Raw genomic sequence first — 14,674 nt, 5'->3', positions numbered from 1 at the left:
ACGATGCAAAAAGATCCGTTCCGCATTCGCGATCACGTGGCCGAGTTCGACGCCATCGTCGCCGAGATTGTTCGCCGCAGCACACAAAGCAGGGCGAACATACCCATGGTCGCCGACGTAGCCTACGGACCTGATGCAACTGAAACCGTTGATCTGTTCTTCCCGAAAGGCAAACGCGAGCGCCTGCCGGTGCACATGTTCATCCACGGTGGCTACTGGAGGATGTTCTCCAAACGCGACTATTCCTATGTCGCCGAGACCGTCACCTCTGCAGGTGCGATCGCGGTCATTGTCGACTACGCCCTCATGCCCGCCGTTAGAATGGCGGCGATCGTGGACCAGGTACGCCGCGCCAGACAGTGGGTAGCCGACCACATCGCGGACTATGGGGGCGATCCCGGCCGGCTGACCGTTAGCGGTCATTCAGCCGGAGCGCATCTGGCAACAATGCTTTTTGATGACGATAGCCGGCCATGCGGCATAAGAGCCGCACTGCTGCTTGGCGGCCTCTACGACCTGAAACCATTGCAGACCTCATTCCTTGCCAGCGAGATTGCGATCACAGACGAAGAGGTCCGCCGGTTCTCGCCAATCAGCAAAACCTGCGATCCGACAGTGGCTGTCGAAATCTCGGTCGGAGCCGACGAAACGCCTCCCTTCCACGGCCAGGCCGCAATCTATGCGGACCACCTGGAGCAACAAGGACTGGATGTTTCACGCACGACCCTTGCAGCTGCCAACCACATGAGCAGCGTCCGCGACCTTGGCTTGGCAGGCACCGATGCCGCGTCACTGCTGGCCCACGTCGCGGCAGCCTGAAACCCCGGTCAACCATGCCGGCCATGCTCGGCAGGCAACTGGATATGTTCGCGAAGCGTGTCGGCGATCATGACATCGATACTCTGTGCCGACACTCCCAGGATCGCCTCGGAATCGGAGGAATCGACCAGCAACGGACTTTCGAAGAGGTAGCTCATTTCCACGAGTTCGTGCATCCCCAACGCGTCCATCTGGGCATGCGAGTAGGTGCTGACTTCGGGAAGTTTTTTTCCCAGCATCGCCGAGGTCTTCTGCATGATGACCCGGGGCGAAGCATGCTGGGACGGAACGTGAAATGCACGGCCCCATTCTCCAGCATAGGATGAGGCAGCCACAAGTGTTCTGGCCACGTCCTTCGTGAAGGTCCAGGCATGATCCGCATCAAGATTGCCCAGGAAGGTAACGGGTTTCGCCTCCAACAGAGAAGGCAATGCCAAAATCGAGAAGTAGGTGACTGCGCCGTATCCAAGGTAATCGCTGGAACGAACCTCAATGGTGGGAACACCGGCGCCAAGGGCTCGCTGCCACATTATGGTTCGAACGGTGCCCTTGCGCGAGGTGGGATCAAGCGGCAGATCGGGGCGAAGCTGGCCCTTGGCATTTGCGCCGTATCCATAGAGATTTCCCAGAACGATCAGTTTTGCGCTGATCATCTCGGCCGCGCGCGTTACCCCATCCATGATCGGGAAAAAATCAGTTGGCCAACGGTCATAGGCGGCCATGGCGCACATGAAAATGGCGTCCGCGCCCCGGCTAATCCGCGCAAGCGCGTCGGCGTCCGTGGCATCTCCCTGGACCGCGCGCACGTGCTTCAGATCAATGGAGCCGACACCTCGGCTTGTGAGAACAACTTCATGTCCGTCTTCTCCAAGCAGGCGAGCGGTTTCGAGCCCCACCGGACCGGCGCCCACAACAACATAGGTACTCATGTCAAATCCCTTCGAACATTGCGATACCGTCAACGTTAGCGAGGCAACGCATTGAAAATCGCGCGGCATTCGCCAAATGTTCAGCATGTTTCGCCAATCGTTGAGGCCGCCCATGCATCCGCAGTTTGCTTCGTCCGCAGCCAACGCCGTTACCGTCGCGGCATTGCAGGTTGAGGCCGGCAGCTTCCAATTACCCCAAGCCCATCGGCACCGCGTCTTCGTCCACGCAAGCGCAGCGACGCGTTCCTATTGCAGCCAGGTTGGGAGGTATTTCGTACGGCGCGCCGGCGATATCGATCTCGTGCCCGCGGGAGAAGAAGGAGGATTTGAAGCCGAGACGCGGTTCAACACCATTGAACTCAGCCTCTCACCAGCCTTGATGGAGAACGTCGCTGCGGAACTGGGTTCGGGGAGCCTTCGACGGCTTGAGACGCGTCACCTTCTCCGTGACGAACGGATTGAGCATCTCGCGCGCGCGCTCGAGAAAGATTTCCGCTCAGGCACACCGAGCGGATCGCTGTTCGCGGACAGCATCGGCGTTGCGCTGGCGGTTCGCCTGCTGGGTCTTGATGAAAAGGAGACCGAGCGAGCAAGCCGTTTGTCGGAGATCCAACTAAAGCGTGTAGTCGACTTCATCGAAGCCCAAATCCAAACCCCGCTGTCCCTGGAAACATTGAGCAGGGTCGCTGGGGTCAGCAATTCACACCTCAGAACCTGGTTCAAAGCTGCGACGGGACTGACCGTTCATCGCTATGTGCTTCGTCGCCGGGTCGAAAGGGCGCGTTTGTTGCTGTTGGCAAGCGACTTGAGCATCAGCGAGGTGGCGCATCTGACGGGCTTCGCTCACCAATCCCACCTTTCCCATTGGATGCGGCGCGAGATCGGCGAAACGCCTCGTGGCATCGAACGGTCGCGCTCCGTTGCCTGACGCGTCAGGGTCCTGAGCCTAGTAACCGTAGTAAAGCCCCAGGCCCCGCTGCAGGGCCGATGCCAGATGCGCCTGCATCGCCGCTGCTGCTGCCTCCGGGTCACGTGCCTTGCATGCCAGGATGACCTGCATGTGCTCGCGCAGGGATTGCAGCACGAGTGGCACGGTGACTTTTCTGTCCAGCCGGATCAGCCGAACGTAGTTGTGCAGCCGCTTGTAAGAACTCTCGATCAATGGATTGTTCAGGCTGGCAATGATGGAGTGATGCAGCAAGGTCTCGAGTTCCTCGAGGTCGGCTCTGACATGGTCGGTGAGCCCGGTGCGCTCGATCTCTTCGATGGTCGCCAGATGTCGTCGTTCCAGTTCCGCTAACTCCGCCTCTTCGGCGGTTTGCGCGTAAACACCTGTCGCCGCCCGTTCCAGAATGCTGCGAAACTGATAGGTCGATCTGGTCAATTCGAACCCGGGCTTCACGAACTGGATGCCCGACCGCGAGTGGATGATGACGATCCCATCCGCCTCGAGCAGCTTGAGTGCATCGCGCAGCGGCGCAACCGGGATCTGGAGCATTTTGACGAGATCGCCTTGCGACAGAAAGGCCCCTGCGGGGATCTTTCTGTCAAACAGCGTTTCGAGAATTCGCGTGTAGGCACGATCGCCAAGGCGTTGGCCCGCTGCCGCTCCGTCGTTTCCGTCGGGCTTCCTTTCACGCTCTGCCACTTGCTTCACCTCACTGAATCTGAAATATCTAAACAACATTCTGGCATATCAGATATAGAGACTTAATATGCGCATCGCAGAATACCGCATCACTCGTTATCAATTCGCTCGTGACCGTATCATAGGTGACAGTCAGGTGCGCATCGATGCGGTGCATGTAGCCGCGCTCGAGCTCGTTGGCGAGGACGGCCAAATCGGACTGGGCTTTGTGCAGAGCTTGTTTCACCCTTTACCCGCCCAGGCGGAGATCGTCCGCGTTTTTGAGGAAGAGGTCTGGCCCGGTCTTGTCGGACAGGCGCCGCTGGCGCTCGTGCACCGGGTCCAGCGGCCGCGCGGCGGCAACCGGCGCCTCTTCGGCTTGCCTTTCGAAGAAGCCCTTCAGGTTGCCTTGTGGGATCTGAGCGCCAAGCAGGCCGGCCTACCGTTGCACAGCCTGCTGGGAAGCCGCCGCAAGCGCGTGAGAGCCTATGCCTCAGGTCTCGATTTCCACCTTGGCGACGATGAGTTCCAAACGTTTTTTGCCCATGCCGACGCCCTCGGGTACCGCGCGTTCAAGATCAAGGTGGGGCACCCCGATTTCGACCGCGACTTGTCCCGGCTGGAGCTGTTGAGAAAGACGGTGCGGCCGGGCGCATCGATCATGATCGATGCAAACGAGGCTTGGGGCGCAAAGGAAGCATCGGTAAAAATCCATAAAATTCATAACCTTGGCTATGAACTCCTATGGGTTGAGGATCCGATTCTGCGCCATGACTTCGAAGGCCTTCGGATGCTCAAGGCGGCAACCCCCCAAACCATGATCAATTCAGGCGAATATCTCGATGCCGCCGGCAAGCGCCTGTTGATGCAGGCCGGGGCGACCGACATGCTGAATGTTCATGGACAGGTGACCGACGTGATGCGCATCGGCCGGCTGGCGGCGGAACTCGGCATCCCGGTGACCCTCGGCAATACGTTTCTTGAAATCGGGGTGCACATGGCCTGCGCCCTGCCCGAAGTCGAGTGGCTCGAATATTCCTTCCAGAATCTGAACCACCTTGTCGATGAGCCTATGGCAATCGTCGATGGGTGGATTCAGGCCCCCGAGCGCCCGGGCCATGGCCTTGTCCTCTCCGAAGCGGCCCGCAGGCAATGGGCACAGCCAGACGTGCTGCCGCACGATCAACTCGACAGGCCGCCTGTCGACGCGCGAACCGCGCTGTAACAGTAACGCCTGTTCCGAATAGCCTGACCTGTCGAGTAGACGGCGCTAACACTGTTGCGATGTTTCAGATTATGTGATTAATATCTCAGACAGAAGGTCGGCGGACGTTACAAAAACCGGCGTGGATTCCTATGAGTCCACAGCTGAGCAGATTGGGCCCAAAAAGGACACCGGGCGTCAGGACGATTTTCCCCGGCTCGATGGCACATTGATTGACGGTACTGACGAGGCAAATGGTAAGCCTCGTGCCGCAGCGATAGTTGATGTCCTGATCAAGGACTATGACGAGTATGTCAGCGGCTTCGGAAGGCATGGCGGCCACGTAAGGCGCGGTCTCGCTCAATCGGGGTGGTTCAGTCGAAGAACCCGGCGTCCTCTTCCAGCAGATACTTCTTGGCGGCCTTGGCGTCGATGTCCAGACCAAGCCCGGGGGCTTCGAGCAGATCAATCATCGAATCCTTCACAATCTGATTGGGCAGGCCGATGACGATGTCGTTCCACCAAGGGTCCGAGGCGCTCGGGTATTCGAAGGCGATGTAGTTGGCGGGCAAGGTGGCGCAAACATTGATCAGCGCGCCGAGGCCGAGGAGGCCATTCGCGGTGCCGTGCGGCGCCATCAGGATCGAGTGCATATAGGCGTGCTCGGCCACCCATTTGAGCTCGGCGATGCCACCAATATCGGCGGGGTCCGGACCGATGATACGGACCGCCTGCGTTTCGATCAGTTCCTTGAAGTTGTGACGCAGGTAGATCTGCTCTCCCGTGTGGATGGGCGTGGAGGTGGATGTGGTGAGTTCGCGGTAGGCCTGCGGATTGACCCACGGCACATAGTCGCCCGTCAGCATGTCCTCGAGCCACATGAGATTGTATTTTTCCACCGCCTGCGCGAAGCGGATGGCGTCGGGCAGGAACCAGCCGGGGCCGCAATCCAGCGCGAGCGAAACCTTGTCGCCGAGCACTTCCTTCATGGCGATGACGCAGTCGATCATATGCGCCATGCCGCGCTCGCTGATCTGCCCCTGGTCCATCGCGCCGTGATAGGTCGGCGGCTGCCGGACTCCGTAATGGAAGTCGGGTACGCTCGTCTTCATGTTGGAGTGGAAGCTGATCCCCTGTTTCACCATGAAGAAGTTCTGCGGCCGCTCCATCATCCATTTGACATCCGCCGCATAGTCCTCGGGCCTGTCGCCGGTCCTTTTTTTGCGGATGGAGCCGTTATAGACCCGCACCTTGTCGCGGACCTTGCCGCCGAGCAATTTGTAGACCGGAATGCCTGCCGCCTTGCCGGCGATGTCCCACAAGGCATGCTCGATTGCAGAGACAGCGGCGCCATAGGGCTTGAACGAGCCGCGCTGGCGGATCTTCAGCATGCAGCGCTCGACGTCGGTCGGGTCCTCGCCGATCAGTGCGTCGCGAAAATGCAGCACCCAAGGCTTGAGATAAGGCTTGGTGTACTCCACCTCGCCCAGACCGTAGAGGCCCTCGTCAGTGACGACGCGAACGATGGGATGCCGCCCGATGACGGCGCAGCGCAGGTCGGTGATCTTCATGGCGCAGTCCTATTTCACAGACGAGAAAGCTGTCGGCGTAAGCAGCTGGCTGCTGATATTGGCAATGATCTGCCCGTCGCGCTCAGACTCGTCCCGAGCCCTGTGCCATCCCGGATCGGCGACGAAAGCCGCCCATTTCACCTCACGCTCGGCCAGCGATTCCCAGGCGAGGAAATAGGTGAGGCGATTGCTGTTTTCGCCGATAGCCGTGGTGAAAAACCCGGCTTGGCGGATGCCATGCCTCTCCCAGATGGCCAGCGTTTGGTCGGAAAAGCGCTTGAGCAAAGCCGGCAGCCTGCCCGGCAGGCAGTCATAGATACGCAGTTCGTAGATCATGGTTTCGTCCGTTTCTTTCTTCGCCTCTCCCTTGGGAGGAGGTCGACACGAATGGTCCGTCGTTGGCCCTGTGAGCCTGGGGGGAATGTGGGAATGGGGTCTGGGCTAACTCCAGGTCCGGTCCCAGCTATATTCATTGTCCCAATGCTCGGTGGATTGCCATATCCCTGTGACACCGGGCTGCAGATGCTGGCTGATGACTTCATCGACCACGTCGTCGATGCCCAGGCCCGGCTTGTCGGGCACTGTAATGAACCCGTCCTTGACCAGCGGCTTGGGCAAGCCGGTGACGATGTCGTCCCACCAGTCCACTTCCACGCTGTGATATTCGAGCGCCATGAAGTTTTCCGTGGCCACCGCGACATGCGCGGCGGCCATTGCCGCGATCGGGCTTTCCGCCATGTGAATGGCCATGGCAACGCCGTGGTCCTGCGCCGCGTCGCCGATCTTCTTGGTCTCGAGGATGCCGCCGGTGGTAAGCAAGTCCGGATGGATGACCGAAATGCCTGAGTTGAGCAGCGGCTCGAAGCCTTCCTTGAGGTAGATGTCCTCACCCGTGCAGATCGGCACGGACGTTGCCTCCTGCAACCGCCGATACTGGTCGGTGTACTGCCAGGGGATCACGTCTTCGAGCCAGGCTGGCGCGTATTTCTCGATCCGCCGGGCGAGACGGATGCCGTCCTGCAGCGAGACGTGGCCAACATGGTCGATGGCGAGCGGAATCTCATAGCCGATCACCTCGCGGACCTCGTGGATATATTGATCGAGCAGGTCGATGCCCTTTTCGGTGAAGTGGAGGCCGGTGAAGGGATGCGGCACGTTCTGCGCGTCGTAAGCGGCATTACGCGCCCGGCGCTCGTCCAGCGTGCCTGCTCGCCCGCGGCCGGCATGCGTGCGGAAACCGTCGAGCACGCCGGCCGGCGCGACGACCGCGCCTGGGATGTGGGAGATCTGCGCCAGCCCGAGGTCCATCTTGAGGAAGGTGAAACCGAGGTCCATCCGCGCCTTGAGCCGCCTTCCGGTCTCGGTGCCGCTGGGCTTGTCCGCGTCGGTGTCGCAATAGACTCGCACCTTGTCGCGGAACCGTCCTCCAAGCATCTGGTAGATCGGCACGCCATAGGCCTTGCCGGCGAGGTCCGAGAGAGCGATCTCGATTGCCGAGACACCACCACCCTGCCGCCCATGACCGCCAAACTGCTTGATGCGGCGGAACAGTCGGTCGATGTCGCAGGGATTCTCGCCCAGCAACCGACTCTTCAGCATCAGCGCATAGGTGGCGCTGGCGCCGTCGCGCACCTCGCCCAGGCCGACAATACCCTGGTTGGTGTAGATCTTAACGAGCGCCGAGGTGAACGGCGCGCCGACGATTTCGGCAACGCGCAGGTCCGTGATGCGCAGGTCAGTCGGCTTGGAATTCGTGTTCACCCGATTGAGCGCCCCGTCGGCTCCACCTGTCTTTGGCATGACTTATCCTTGTTCTGGTCCGCGAGGCTTGTCGCCACACGCCGGGGCGGCATGGAGCGTTGCTAGCCCAGCTCGATCTCGTTGGCCTGCAGGTAGTCGCGGTTCATCTCAACGCCGAGACCAGGCTTCGACGTCAGCTTGAGGCTGCCGTTCGAAACGTCGAGCGGTCTGTCGATCAGGTGATCGTATTTGCCCAGGTTCCACTCCGACGTTTCGAGTTTGTAGAAGTTAGGCACCGTCATCATCACCTGCGCTCCCGCAACCACGTTGATCGGCCCCGCGGCGTCGTGCGGCGAGACCGGGATGTAATAGGCTTCGCACAGGGCGGAAATCTTCTTCAGTTCGGTAATGCCGCCGGTCCAGGTAACGTCCGGCATGATGTAGTCAGCGAGCTTGTTCTCGAGCACCGGCACGAAATCCCACTTCGTGTGGCCGCGCTCGCCCCACGAGATGGCGGCACTGACCTTTTCACGCACCTGCTTGAGGGCGTTGAGGCTCTCTGGCGGGCAAGGCTCCTCAAACCAGTCGATCTGGCCGGCTTCCTCAAGGCTCCGGCACAGGCGAATGGCGGTGGGAACGTCGAAGCGGCCATGCGCGTCGATCAGGATGTCGACATCGGGTCCCGCCGTTTCGCGGATCAGCGCCGTCAGTTCGGCCGCTTCGCGCTCGTCCTTGCGGGTCATGCTGCCGTCGAGGTAGCCGTCCCGCTGTTCGCGGGACAGGCCATCGGCGGTGCGCCCCTGGTGGGGGAAAGGATCAAACTTGAGCCCGGTGTGTCCGGACTCGACGATGTCTCGAATTTCGCGGACCACGGCCTCCTTGCTGGTAAATTTGGCCTGGTTGGGATGGGTGTAGAGCGCGATTTTATCGCGTACCGGTCCACCCAGCAGTTCGTAAATCGGCTTACCAAGGACTTTGCCCCGGATGTCCCAGAGGGCTATGTCGATGGCGCTCACGCATTCGACGGCGGCGCCGCGGCTGCCCATATAGGTGAAGCTGCGGAAAATCTTGTGCCAGAGGTGCTCGATCCGCGCGGGATCCTCGCCGGTCACGGCGATGCCGATCTGCCGAAGGATCGTGCAGAGAGCGCGGTTGGCGAGCCTGGTGGTGGTTGTGATCTCTCCCCAGCCGCTCACCCCCTCATCGGTCGTCACTTCGACGAACAGGTACTCTCCCCAATATGAAGCATCGGACTTGATCAGCCACGGCCGAACGCTCGTGATTTTCATCTCTCAACTACCTCTGTCTGATTGTCAGGCTAACGATGTTCCAGATCGGAGAGTCTATCCGGCCCGAGCGGCGTTGCGCGCACGCATCTGTTCGAGAACATGCCGGCCGGAACCCTCGACATGGCGGGAAATGAGTTCGGCGGCCTTGTCTGCCTCTCCCGCCTTCACGAGTGCGATGAGTTCGCGATGCTCGCGAAGGATTGCGGCGCGCCGTGCGAGCGTGAAATTGAATCGCCGGCTCACGGCCCGCAGCACCTCGCGATGCTTCCACCAAAGCTCGGCGGCATGGCGGTTATAGTGCCGCTGGTACATCACGGTGTGAAAGGCGGTATCCAGCTCACTGTGCCTGAACGTGTCAGCAAAGTTGTTCTCTTCAATCAGGCCTTGGATACGTTCGAGTTCGGCTATGTCTTCGACGGTCGCCATATTCACAAACCATCGCGTCAGGGCTGGCTCGATCAGGACTCCGATCTCGTAGATATCGCGGACAAAATCCTGATCTATGGGTCGGACTCGCGCCCCGCGGTTGGCGACAAAAGTGACGAAGCCCTCCCCGCGCAACAGCTGCAGAGCCTCTCGCACGGGGTTGGTCGAGGTGCCGTGGCGCCGGGCGAGATCGGTCACCACAAGCCGCTCGTTGGCGGCGAGCCGCCCCTCAATGATGTCTTCCCTGATCAGTTCATAAAGCGAGGCGCCCTCGCTGGAGGCCCCGATGGGATCAATCCCCGCGGGTGGCTCTGCTTTGAAATCGCTTGTTTCGGCCAAGGCCGGCTCCCCAATTCAATACACACTTTAATTGATATCACGCACGGTTTCCATAAACAATGTACGATTTATCGCGTTGACAGACAATCCATGATCTGAAAACGTACAAAGTGCTCGAAGGGATACACAGAACAGGAAGACGTTCCGCGATCGAACGAGCATGGACCGTTTGCCTCGAAGCAAAGCGGCATGGGAGAGAACCTGGAGGATACCTATGACGAGGATTACACTCGGCGGTGCCGTCCTGCGCGGCACTGTCTCCACTGCTTTAGTGGTATCGCTGTCCGCATCGGCGCTGGGTGCGCCGCCGGTCGATTTGAGCAAGTGGTCGCCGGAATATGTGCGTTCCATTGCGGGCACGCAGGATTTTGATACGGCGGCCGATTGCGGCAAAGTCACCCCGCTCGACTACAAGGGGCGACTGACTTTCTGGTATCAGGGCGTGTTCGAGGGCGATCCCGACCTCCTGCGCCAGTACTACAAGGAATTCTTCGAGACCTTCCGCAAGACCTATCCAAACATCCAGCTTGAGGAACAGGCCCTCACCTACAACGACCTTCTTGACAAGTTCCGGACGGCGCTCCTGGGCAATGCCGCGCCGATGGCGGTCCGCCTGCAAATCCTGGGTGGTACCGAGTTCGCCGCAAAGGGCTATCTGCAGCCGCTCAAGCCCGAGGATGTGGGGTATTCGACTGAGGATTTCTGGCCCGGCGCCATGAAGGCGGTGACCTGGGACGGGGTGACCTACGGCATTCCAACCAACAACGAGACGATGGCGTTCATCTGGAACGCCGACGTCTTCAAGCGTGCCGGCCTTGATCCGGACAAGGCTCCGGCGACCTGGGACGACGTGGTCAAATATTCCAAGCAGATCCACGACAAGCTCGGCATTTCCGGTTACGGCCTCGTGGCTCGCAAGAATGCCGGCAACACGCCGTACCGGTTCATGCCGCAGCTGTGGGCCTACGGCGGCGGCGTCTTCGACGAAGCCACCGCAAACCCGACCTACAAGGAGGTCGAACTCAATAGTCCCCAGAGCAAGGCGGCGCTGCAAGCCTCGTACGATATGTATGTTCGCGACAAGTCGGTTCCGGTGTCGGCACTCACCAACCAGCAGGCCGATAACCAGCCGCTGTTCCTCGCCGGCCAACTCGGCATGATGGTCTCGCACCCGTCCGACTACAACGTCATGCTAGACTTGCAGAAAAAGGCGACGGGCACCGACAAGGACAAGGCGCAGACCGTCATCGACAACATGCGCTACGGGCTGATTCCGACTGGCCCAGACGGCAAGCGCGCCGTTGTATTCGGCGGCTCGAACATTCACATCCTCAAGCCCGAATATGTCGAGGGCGGCAAGGTGGACGAGCCGGCTGCAAAGGCCATCATCTGCATGTGGACAAGCCCTGAATGGTCGCTGAAGATGGCCTACGCCGGCTCGAACCCGGGCAACCTCAACGGCTTCAAGACCAAATGGATGAAGGAACGTCTGGACAGCATCAAGTTCCTCGATGTCACGACGTCGATGCTGCCATACGGCATCCCGTTTCCAGCGCTGCCGCAGTCTCCCGAGATCATGAACATCATCGTCCCGGACATGCTGCAGAATGCCCTGACCGGAGCGATGACCGTCGATCAGGCAGCGGACGACGCGGCCGAAAAGGTGAAGAGCCTGGTGGAAGGCAAACTCTAGTTTGAACCTGGCTTACGATTCGACCGGCCTGCACCGACGGTGCAGCCGGTTCGTTCCAAGGAAAATAAGGGCGCGCCACAGTGACGATCGTGACCGGTACGGCCGAGGCTCGCCGAAGATTGCAATCCGCCAGATCCGGCGTGCTGCGGAGGGTATGGGAGCATCGCGCAGACTACGCCTACGTGCTCCCGGCGATCGCCGTGATGCTCATCGTCATCGCCTATCCGATCTATTACACAATCGAGTTGTCGTTTTTTAAGACGCCGCCTGGCCTACAGCTGCGCGACAAGATCTACGTCGGCTTCGACAACTACACGAACATCCTCACCAGTCCGGTGTTCTGGAAAGTCACCTGGAACACTATGATCTGGACACTGGCATCGACTTTCATCTCCTTCGTCCTGGGGTTTGGCTCCGCGCTGGCGCTCCACCGCGACTTTATCGGCCGTGGCGTCCTGCGCGCTATCCTGATCATTCCCTGGGTTATCAGCGCCGTCGCCGCCTCCTACATCTGGAAGTGGATCTACCATTCGGACTTCGGGGTCATCGGTGCGGTGCTGGTTGGTCTCGGATGGGCCGACCGGCCGCCGAATTTCATCGACAACGTCACCACGGTGCTGCCCTCCCTGATCGTCGTCAATATCTGGCGCGAGTTTCCGTTTGCCATGATCATGATGATGGCTGGCCTGCAGACGGTCCCCGAACAGCTGCTGAGCGCCGCAAAAGTCGACGGGGCCAGTGCGTGGCAACGCTTCTGGCACGTCACCTTCCCGCATCTGAGCAGCGTCTCGACGGTGACCATCCTGCTGCTCGCAGTGGCCAACTTCAATTCCTTCATCATCCCCTGGATCATGACCGGCGGCGGGCCGTCCAACGCATCGCATATCTGGATCACCCACATTTATGAGCTCGCCTTCGGACGACAGCTATGGGGCGTGGCATCGGCCTATTCGGTGCTCCTGTTCCTCATCCTGATGACGCTGGGCTATTTCTATGTCCGTGCGCTAAGCGGCAACGAACGGAAAGAGGGGAGCGCATGAGCACGATTGCCGAGACAGCCCCTCGGGGTCAGACCCGTCGCCGCATGCGCGTTGACGGATGGCGGTGGGGCGGGCGCATCTTCCTTGTGTTCATGCTGCTTTACACCGCGTTGCCGATGATCTGGATGCTGCTCACTTCGATCAAGTCCGGCTTCGCGGCGATGCAATTTCCGCCGCAATGGTGGCCAGACGAGCCTACCCTTGCCAGCTACCAGAAGCTGCTCGATCCGCAGAACAGCGTCGGCCAGGACTTCCTCCGCTTCTTCTGGAACAGCCTTTTCGTGTCGACTGCCACGACAATCCTTTCGGTGATCGTGGCTGTCCCGGCGGCCTACGCCTTCTCGCGCTTCCGTTTCCCCGGCCGGAACTTCCTGTTCTTCGCCGTGCTGCTGCGCAACATGTTCCCGGCTGTGATCTTTCTCGTGCCGCTGTTCATACTGATGCGCATGCTCGGGCTGGTGAACACGCATGGCTCGCTGATCCTCACCTATCTCACTTTCGGCCTGCCGCTGGCGATCTGGCTGCTCAAGGGCTTCTACGACAACATCCCGGTGCAGCTCGAGCAGGCGGCGCGCATCGACGGGGCGACGCGGTTCCAGGCCTTCATCCTGATCGTGATGCCGCTTTCGACGCCCGGGATCATCGCCACCGCGATCTATTCCTTCATCGGTGCGTGGAACGAGTACATCTACGCCTACACCTTCCTTTCCAAGAACGAGCAGTTGACCTTGCCGGTCGGCATCCAGCGCTTCTTCTCGGAAAACACGACGGACTTTCCGGGCCTGATGGCGGCCAGCTTTATGATGAGCGTGCCCGTCGTCGTGTTGTTCCTCGTCCTGCAGCGATACTTCGTACGCGCCCTTACAGAAGGCGCGGTCAAACACTAGGGAGTTGCCGATGGCCCACGTGGTCCTCAAAGATCTCGTCAAGACCTATGGCGGCTTCAAAGCTGTCAACAACGTTTCGCTGACGGTCAACGATGGCGAGTTCGTCGCGCTCGTCGGTCCTTCAGGCTGCGGCAAGACAACCACGCTCAATCTCGTCGCCGGGCTGATCCCGATCACGTCGGGCGACATCGTCATCGGCGACCGGGTAGTCAACGACCTCGACCCCAAGGATCGGGACATCGCAATGGTGTTCCAGAACTACGCGCTCTATCCGCAGAAATCGGTCTATAAGAACCTGGCGTTCCCGCTGCAGATGCGCAAATTGCCCAGGGACGAGATCGACAAGAAGGTCAAGGACGCGGCGCGAGTGCTCGACATGACGCACCTGCTCGAGCGCAAGCCGCGCGAACTTTCCGGCGGGCAGCAGCAGCGTGTAGCCCTGGGCCGTGCCCTCGTCCGCGACCCGGCCGTGTTCCTCATGGACGAGCCGCTCTCCAACCTCGATGCCAAGCTGCGCGTGCAGATGCGGTCGGAGATCAAGCGCTTCCACCAGGACCTCAAGGCGACGATCATCTATGTGACTCACGACCAGCTCGAAGCCGTGACCATGGCCGACAAGATGGCGGTGATGAACGGCGGCTTCCTGCAGCAATACGATTCACCGGCACAGGTCTTTGCCCATCCGATGAACATGTTCGTCGCAAGCTTCATCGGCAGCCCGGCGATGAGCCTTATTCCTCTGCAGGCATCGACAGCGAACGGCAACACCGTGCTGACCAGCGCGGAGGGCTGGACCCTCGAGCTCTCGCCGCGCAACGCCCGCAAAGTCGCGGAGGCAACGACCAAGAAAGTCGTGCTCGGCGCACGTCACTCGACGATCAAGCTCCACAAGAGTGCAGTGCCAGGCAGCGTCCCGGCAAAGGCCTACACGGTGGAGCCGACCGGAGACGTCACCTTCGTTCAGGCGTTCCTGTCCGGCGCCATCGTCAATGTCAGCGTGCCGCCGACCATTGCCGTCGCGCCCGACGAGCAGATCTGGCTCGAGTTCGACCAGGAGCGCATGCATCTGTTCGACGGCGAAACTGAAATGGCCCTCAAGGCCGATTGAGA

The 14,674-nt window shown here is 60.2% G+C and carries 14 protein-coding genes; 7 read left to right on the top strand and 7 right to left on the bottom strand.

The annotated features are described in order from the left end of the window. Positions 1-3 precede the first annotated feature (3 nt). A complete protein-coding gene (locus CGZ66_RS21320) occupies positions 4-819 on the top strand; it encodes an alpha/beta hydrolase (RefSeq protein ID WP_095087564.1) in 816 nt (271 codons plus the stop codon). 8 nt (positions 820-827) lie between these two features. Here CGZ66_RS21320 and CGZ66_RS21315 read toward each other — a convergent pair whose 3' ends face one another. Continuing rightward, on the bottom strand, positions 828-1,748 hold the full coding sequence (locus CGZ66_RS21315) for an NAD-dependent epimerase/dehydratase family protein (protein ID WP_095087562.1): 921 nt from the start codon (positions 1,746-1,748) through the stop codon (positions 828-830). A gap of 112 nt (positions 1,749-1,860) precedes the next feature. On the opposite strand from CGZ66_RS21315, the gene CGZ66_RS21310 reads away from it, so the two are divergent. Then, positions 1,861-2,676, top strand: a complete 816-nt coding sequence (locus CGZ66_RS21310; RefSeq protein WP_095088068.1) for an AraC family transcriptional regulator — start codon at positions 1,861-1,863, stop codon at positions 2,674-2,676. Positions 2,677-2,694: 18 nt separating this feature from the next. On the opposite strand, the gene CGZ66_RS21305 is transcribed toward CGZ66_RS21310, so the two are convergent. Beyond that, positions 2,695-3,396 carry a GntR family transcriptional regulator gene (locus CGZ66_RS21305; protein ID WP_245331156.1) on the bottom strand — a complete coding sequence of 234 codons (702 nt, stop codon included), beginning with the start codon at positions 3,394-3,396 and terminating at the stop codon, positions 2,695-2,697. Positions 3,397-3,463: 67 nt separating this feature from the next. On the opposite strand from CGZ66_RS21305, the gene CGZ66_RS21300 reads away from it, so the two are divergent. Then, entirely contained in the window at positions 3,464-4,600 is a 1,137-nt protein-coding gene (locus CGZ66_RS21300) for a mandelate racemase/muconate lactonizing enzyme family protein (protein ID WP_095087559.1), read from the top strand. A gap of 353 nt (positions 4,601-4,953) precedes the next feature. Here the strand turns inward: CGZ66_RS21300 and CGZ66_RS21295 are convergent, their stop codons facing one another. The 5 genes from CGZ66_RS21295 to CGZ66_RS21275 all read right to left on the bottom strand — a co-directional run bounded on the left by CGZ66_RS21295 (position 4,954) and on the right by CGZ66_RS21275 (position 9,944). After that, the gene (locus tag CGZ66_RS21295; protein WP_095087558.1) at positions 4,954-6,150 is read right to left on the bottom strand and encodes a mandelate racemase/muconate lactonizing enzyme family protein; all 1,197 of its coding nucleotides are present in this window, start codon (positions 6,148-6,150) and stop codon (positions 4,954-4,956) included. 9 nt (positions 6,151-6,159) lie between these two features. Continuing rightward, positions 6,160-6,486, bottom strand: coding sequence for an NIPSNAP family protein (locus CGZ66_RS21290; protein ID WP_095087556.1), 327 nt, complete (start codon positions 6,484-6,486; stop codon positions 6,160-6,162). Between the two features lie 105 nt (positions 6,487-6,591). Continuing rightward, entirely contained in the window at positions 6,592-7,950 is a 1,359-nt protein-coding gene (locus CGZ66_RS21285) for a mandelate racemase/muconate lactonizing enzyme family protein (protein ID WP_095087555.1), read from the bottom strand. 62 nt (positions 7,951-8,012) lie between these two features. Continuing rightward, on the bottom strand, positions 8,013-9,179 hold the full coding sequence (locus CGZ66_RS21280) for a mandelate racemase/muconate lactonizing enzyme family protein (RefSeq protein ID WP_095087553.1): 1,167 nt from the start codon (positions 9,177-9,179) through the stop codon (positions 8,013-8,015). Between the two features lie 54 nt (positions 9,180-9,233). Continuing rightward, complete coding sequence (locus tag CGZ66_RS21275; protein WP_095087551.1) at positions 9,234-9,944, bottom strand: GntR family transcriptional regulator; 711 nt, start codon at positions 9,942-9,944, stop codon at positions 9,234-9,236. A 214-nt stretch (positions 9,945-10,158) separates the two neighbouring features. Between CGZ66_RS21275 and CGZ66_RS21270 the strand changes: the two genes are divergently transcribed. From CGZ66_RS21270 to CGZ66_RS21255, 4 genes are all read left to right on the top strand, one after another. After that, positions 10,159-11,637 (top strand): ABC transporter substrate-binding protein, encoded by a 1,479-nt coding sequence (locus tag CGZ66_RS21270; RefSeq protein ID WP_095087549.1) that lies wholly within the window; start codon positions 10,159-10,161, stop codon positions 11,635-11,637. Positions 11,638-11,717: 80 nt separating this feature from the next. Further along, complete coding sequence (locus tag CGZ66_RS21265) at positions 11,718-12,677, top strand: carbohydrate ABC transporter permease (protein ID WP_095087547.1); 960 nt, start codon at positions 11,718-11,720, stop codon at positions 12,675-12,677. Next, entirely contained in the window at positions 12,674-13,564 is an 891-nt protein-coding gene (locus CGZ66_RS21260) for a carbohydrate ABC transporter permease (protein ID WP_095087545.1), read from the top strand. Before CGZ66_RS21265 ends, CGZ66_RS21260 begins: the two co-directional genes overlap by 4 nt. 10 nt (positions 13,565-13,574) lie before the next feature. Then, the gene (locus CGZ66_RS21255; RefSeq protein WP_095087543.1) at positions 13,575-14,672 is read left to right on the top strand and encodes an ABC transporter ATP-binding protein; all 1,098 of its coding nucleotides are present in this window, start codon (positions 13,575-13,577) and stop codon (positions 14,670-14,672) included. The last annotated feature ends 2 nt before the right edge of the window (positions 14,673-14,674 follow it).

It is taken from the genome of Mesorhizobium sophorae (assembly GCF_002270415.1).
GTDB classification, from domain to species: Bacteria; Pseudomonadota; Alphaproteobacteria; order Rhizobiales; family Rhizobiaceae; genus Mesorhizobium; species Mesorhizobium sophorae.
Note: the sequence above shows the minus strand (reverse complement) of the source record. Positions and strands in the feature narration are given on the sequence as shown.

What these genes read in the sequence shown, in the direction of transcription:
- CGZ66_RS21320 (WP_095087564.1), top strand. Translation starts at nt 4, where the DNA reads ATGCAAAAAGATCCGTTCCGCATTCGCGATCACGTGGCCGAGTTCGAC.
- CGZ66_RS21315 (WP_095087562.1), bottom strand. Translation starts at nt 1,748, where the DNA reads ATGAGTACCTATGTTGTTGTGGGCGCCGGTCCGGTGGGGCTCGAAACC.
- CGZ66_RS21310 (WP_095088068.1), top strand. Translation starts at nt 1,861, where the DNA reads ATGCATCCGCAGTTTGCTTCGTCCGCAGCCAACGCCGTTACCGTCGCG.
- CGZ66_RS21300 (WP_095087559.1), top strand. Translation starts at nt 3,464, where the DNA reads ATGCGCATCGCAGAATACCGCATCACTCGTTATCAATTCGCTCGTGAC.
- CGZ66_RS21295 (WP_095087558.1), bottom strand. Translation starts at nt 6,150, where the DNA reads ATGAAGATCACCGACCTGCGCTGCGCCGTCATCGGGCGGCATCCCATC.
- CGZ66_RS21290 (WP_095087556.1), bottom strand. Translation starts at nt 6,486, where the DNA reads ATGATCTACGAACTGCGTATCTATGACTGCCTGCCGGGCAGGCTGCCG.
- CGZ66_RS21285 (WP_095087555.1), bottom strand. Translation starts at nt 7,950, where the DNA reads ATGCCAAAGACAGGTGGAGCCGACGGGGCGCTCAATCGGGTGAACACG.
- CGZ66_RS21280 (WP_095087553.1), bottom strand. Translation starts at nt 9,179, where the DNA reads ATGAAAATCACGAGCGTTCGGCCGTGGCTGATCAAGTCCGATGCTTCA.
- CGZ66_RS21270 (WP_095087549.1), top strand. Translation starts at nt 10,159, where the DNA reads ATGACGAGGATTACACTCGGCGGTGCCGTCCTGCGCGGCACTGTCTCC.
- CGZ66_RS21260 (WP_095087545.1), top strand. Translation starts at nt 12,674, where the DNA reads ATGAGCACGATTGCCGAGACAGCCCCTCGGGGTCAGACCCGTCGCCGC.
- CGZ66_RS21255 (WP_095087543.1), top strand. Translation starts at nt 13,575, where the DNA reads ATGGCCCACGTGGTCCTCAAAGATCTCGTCAAGACCTATGGCGGCTTC.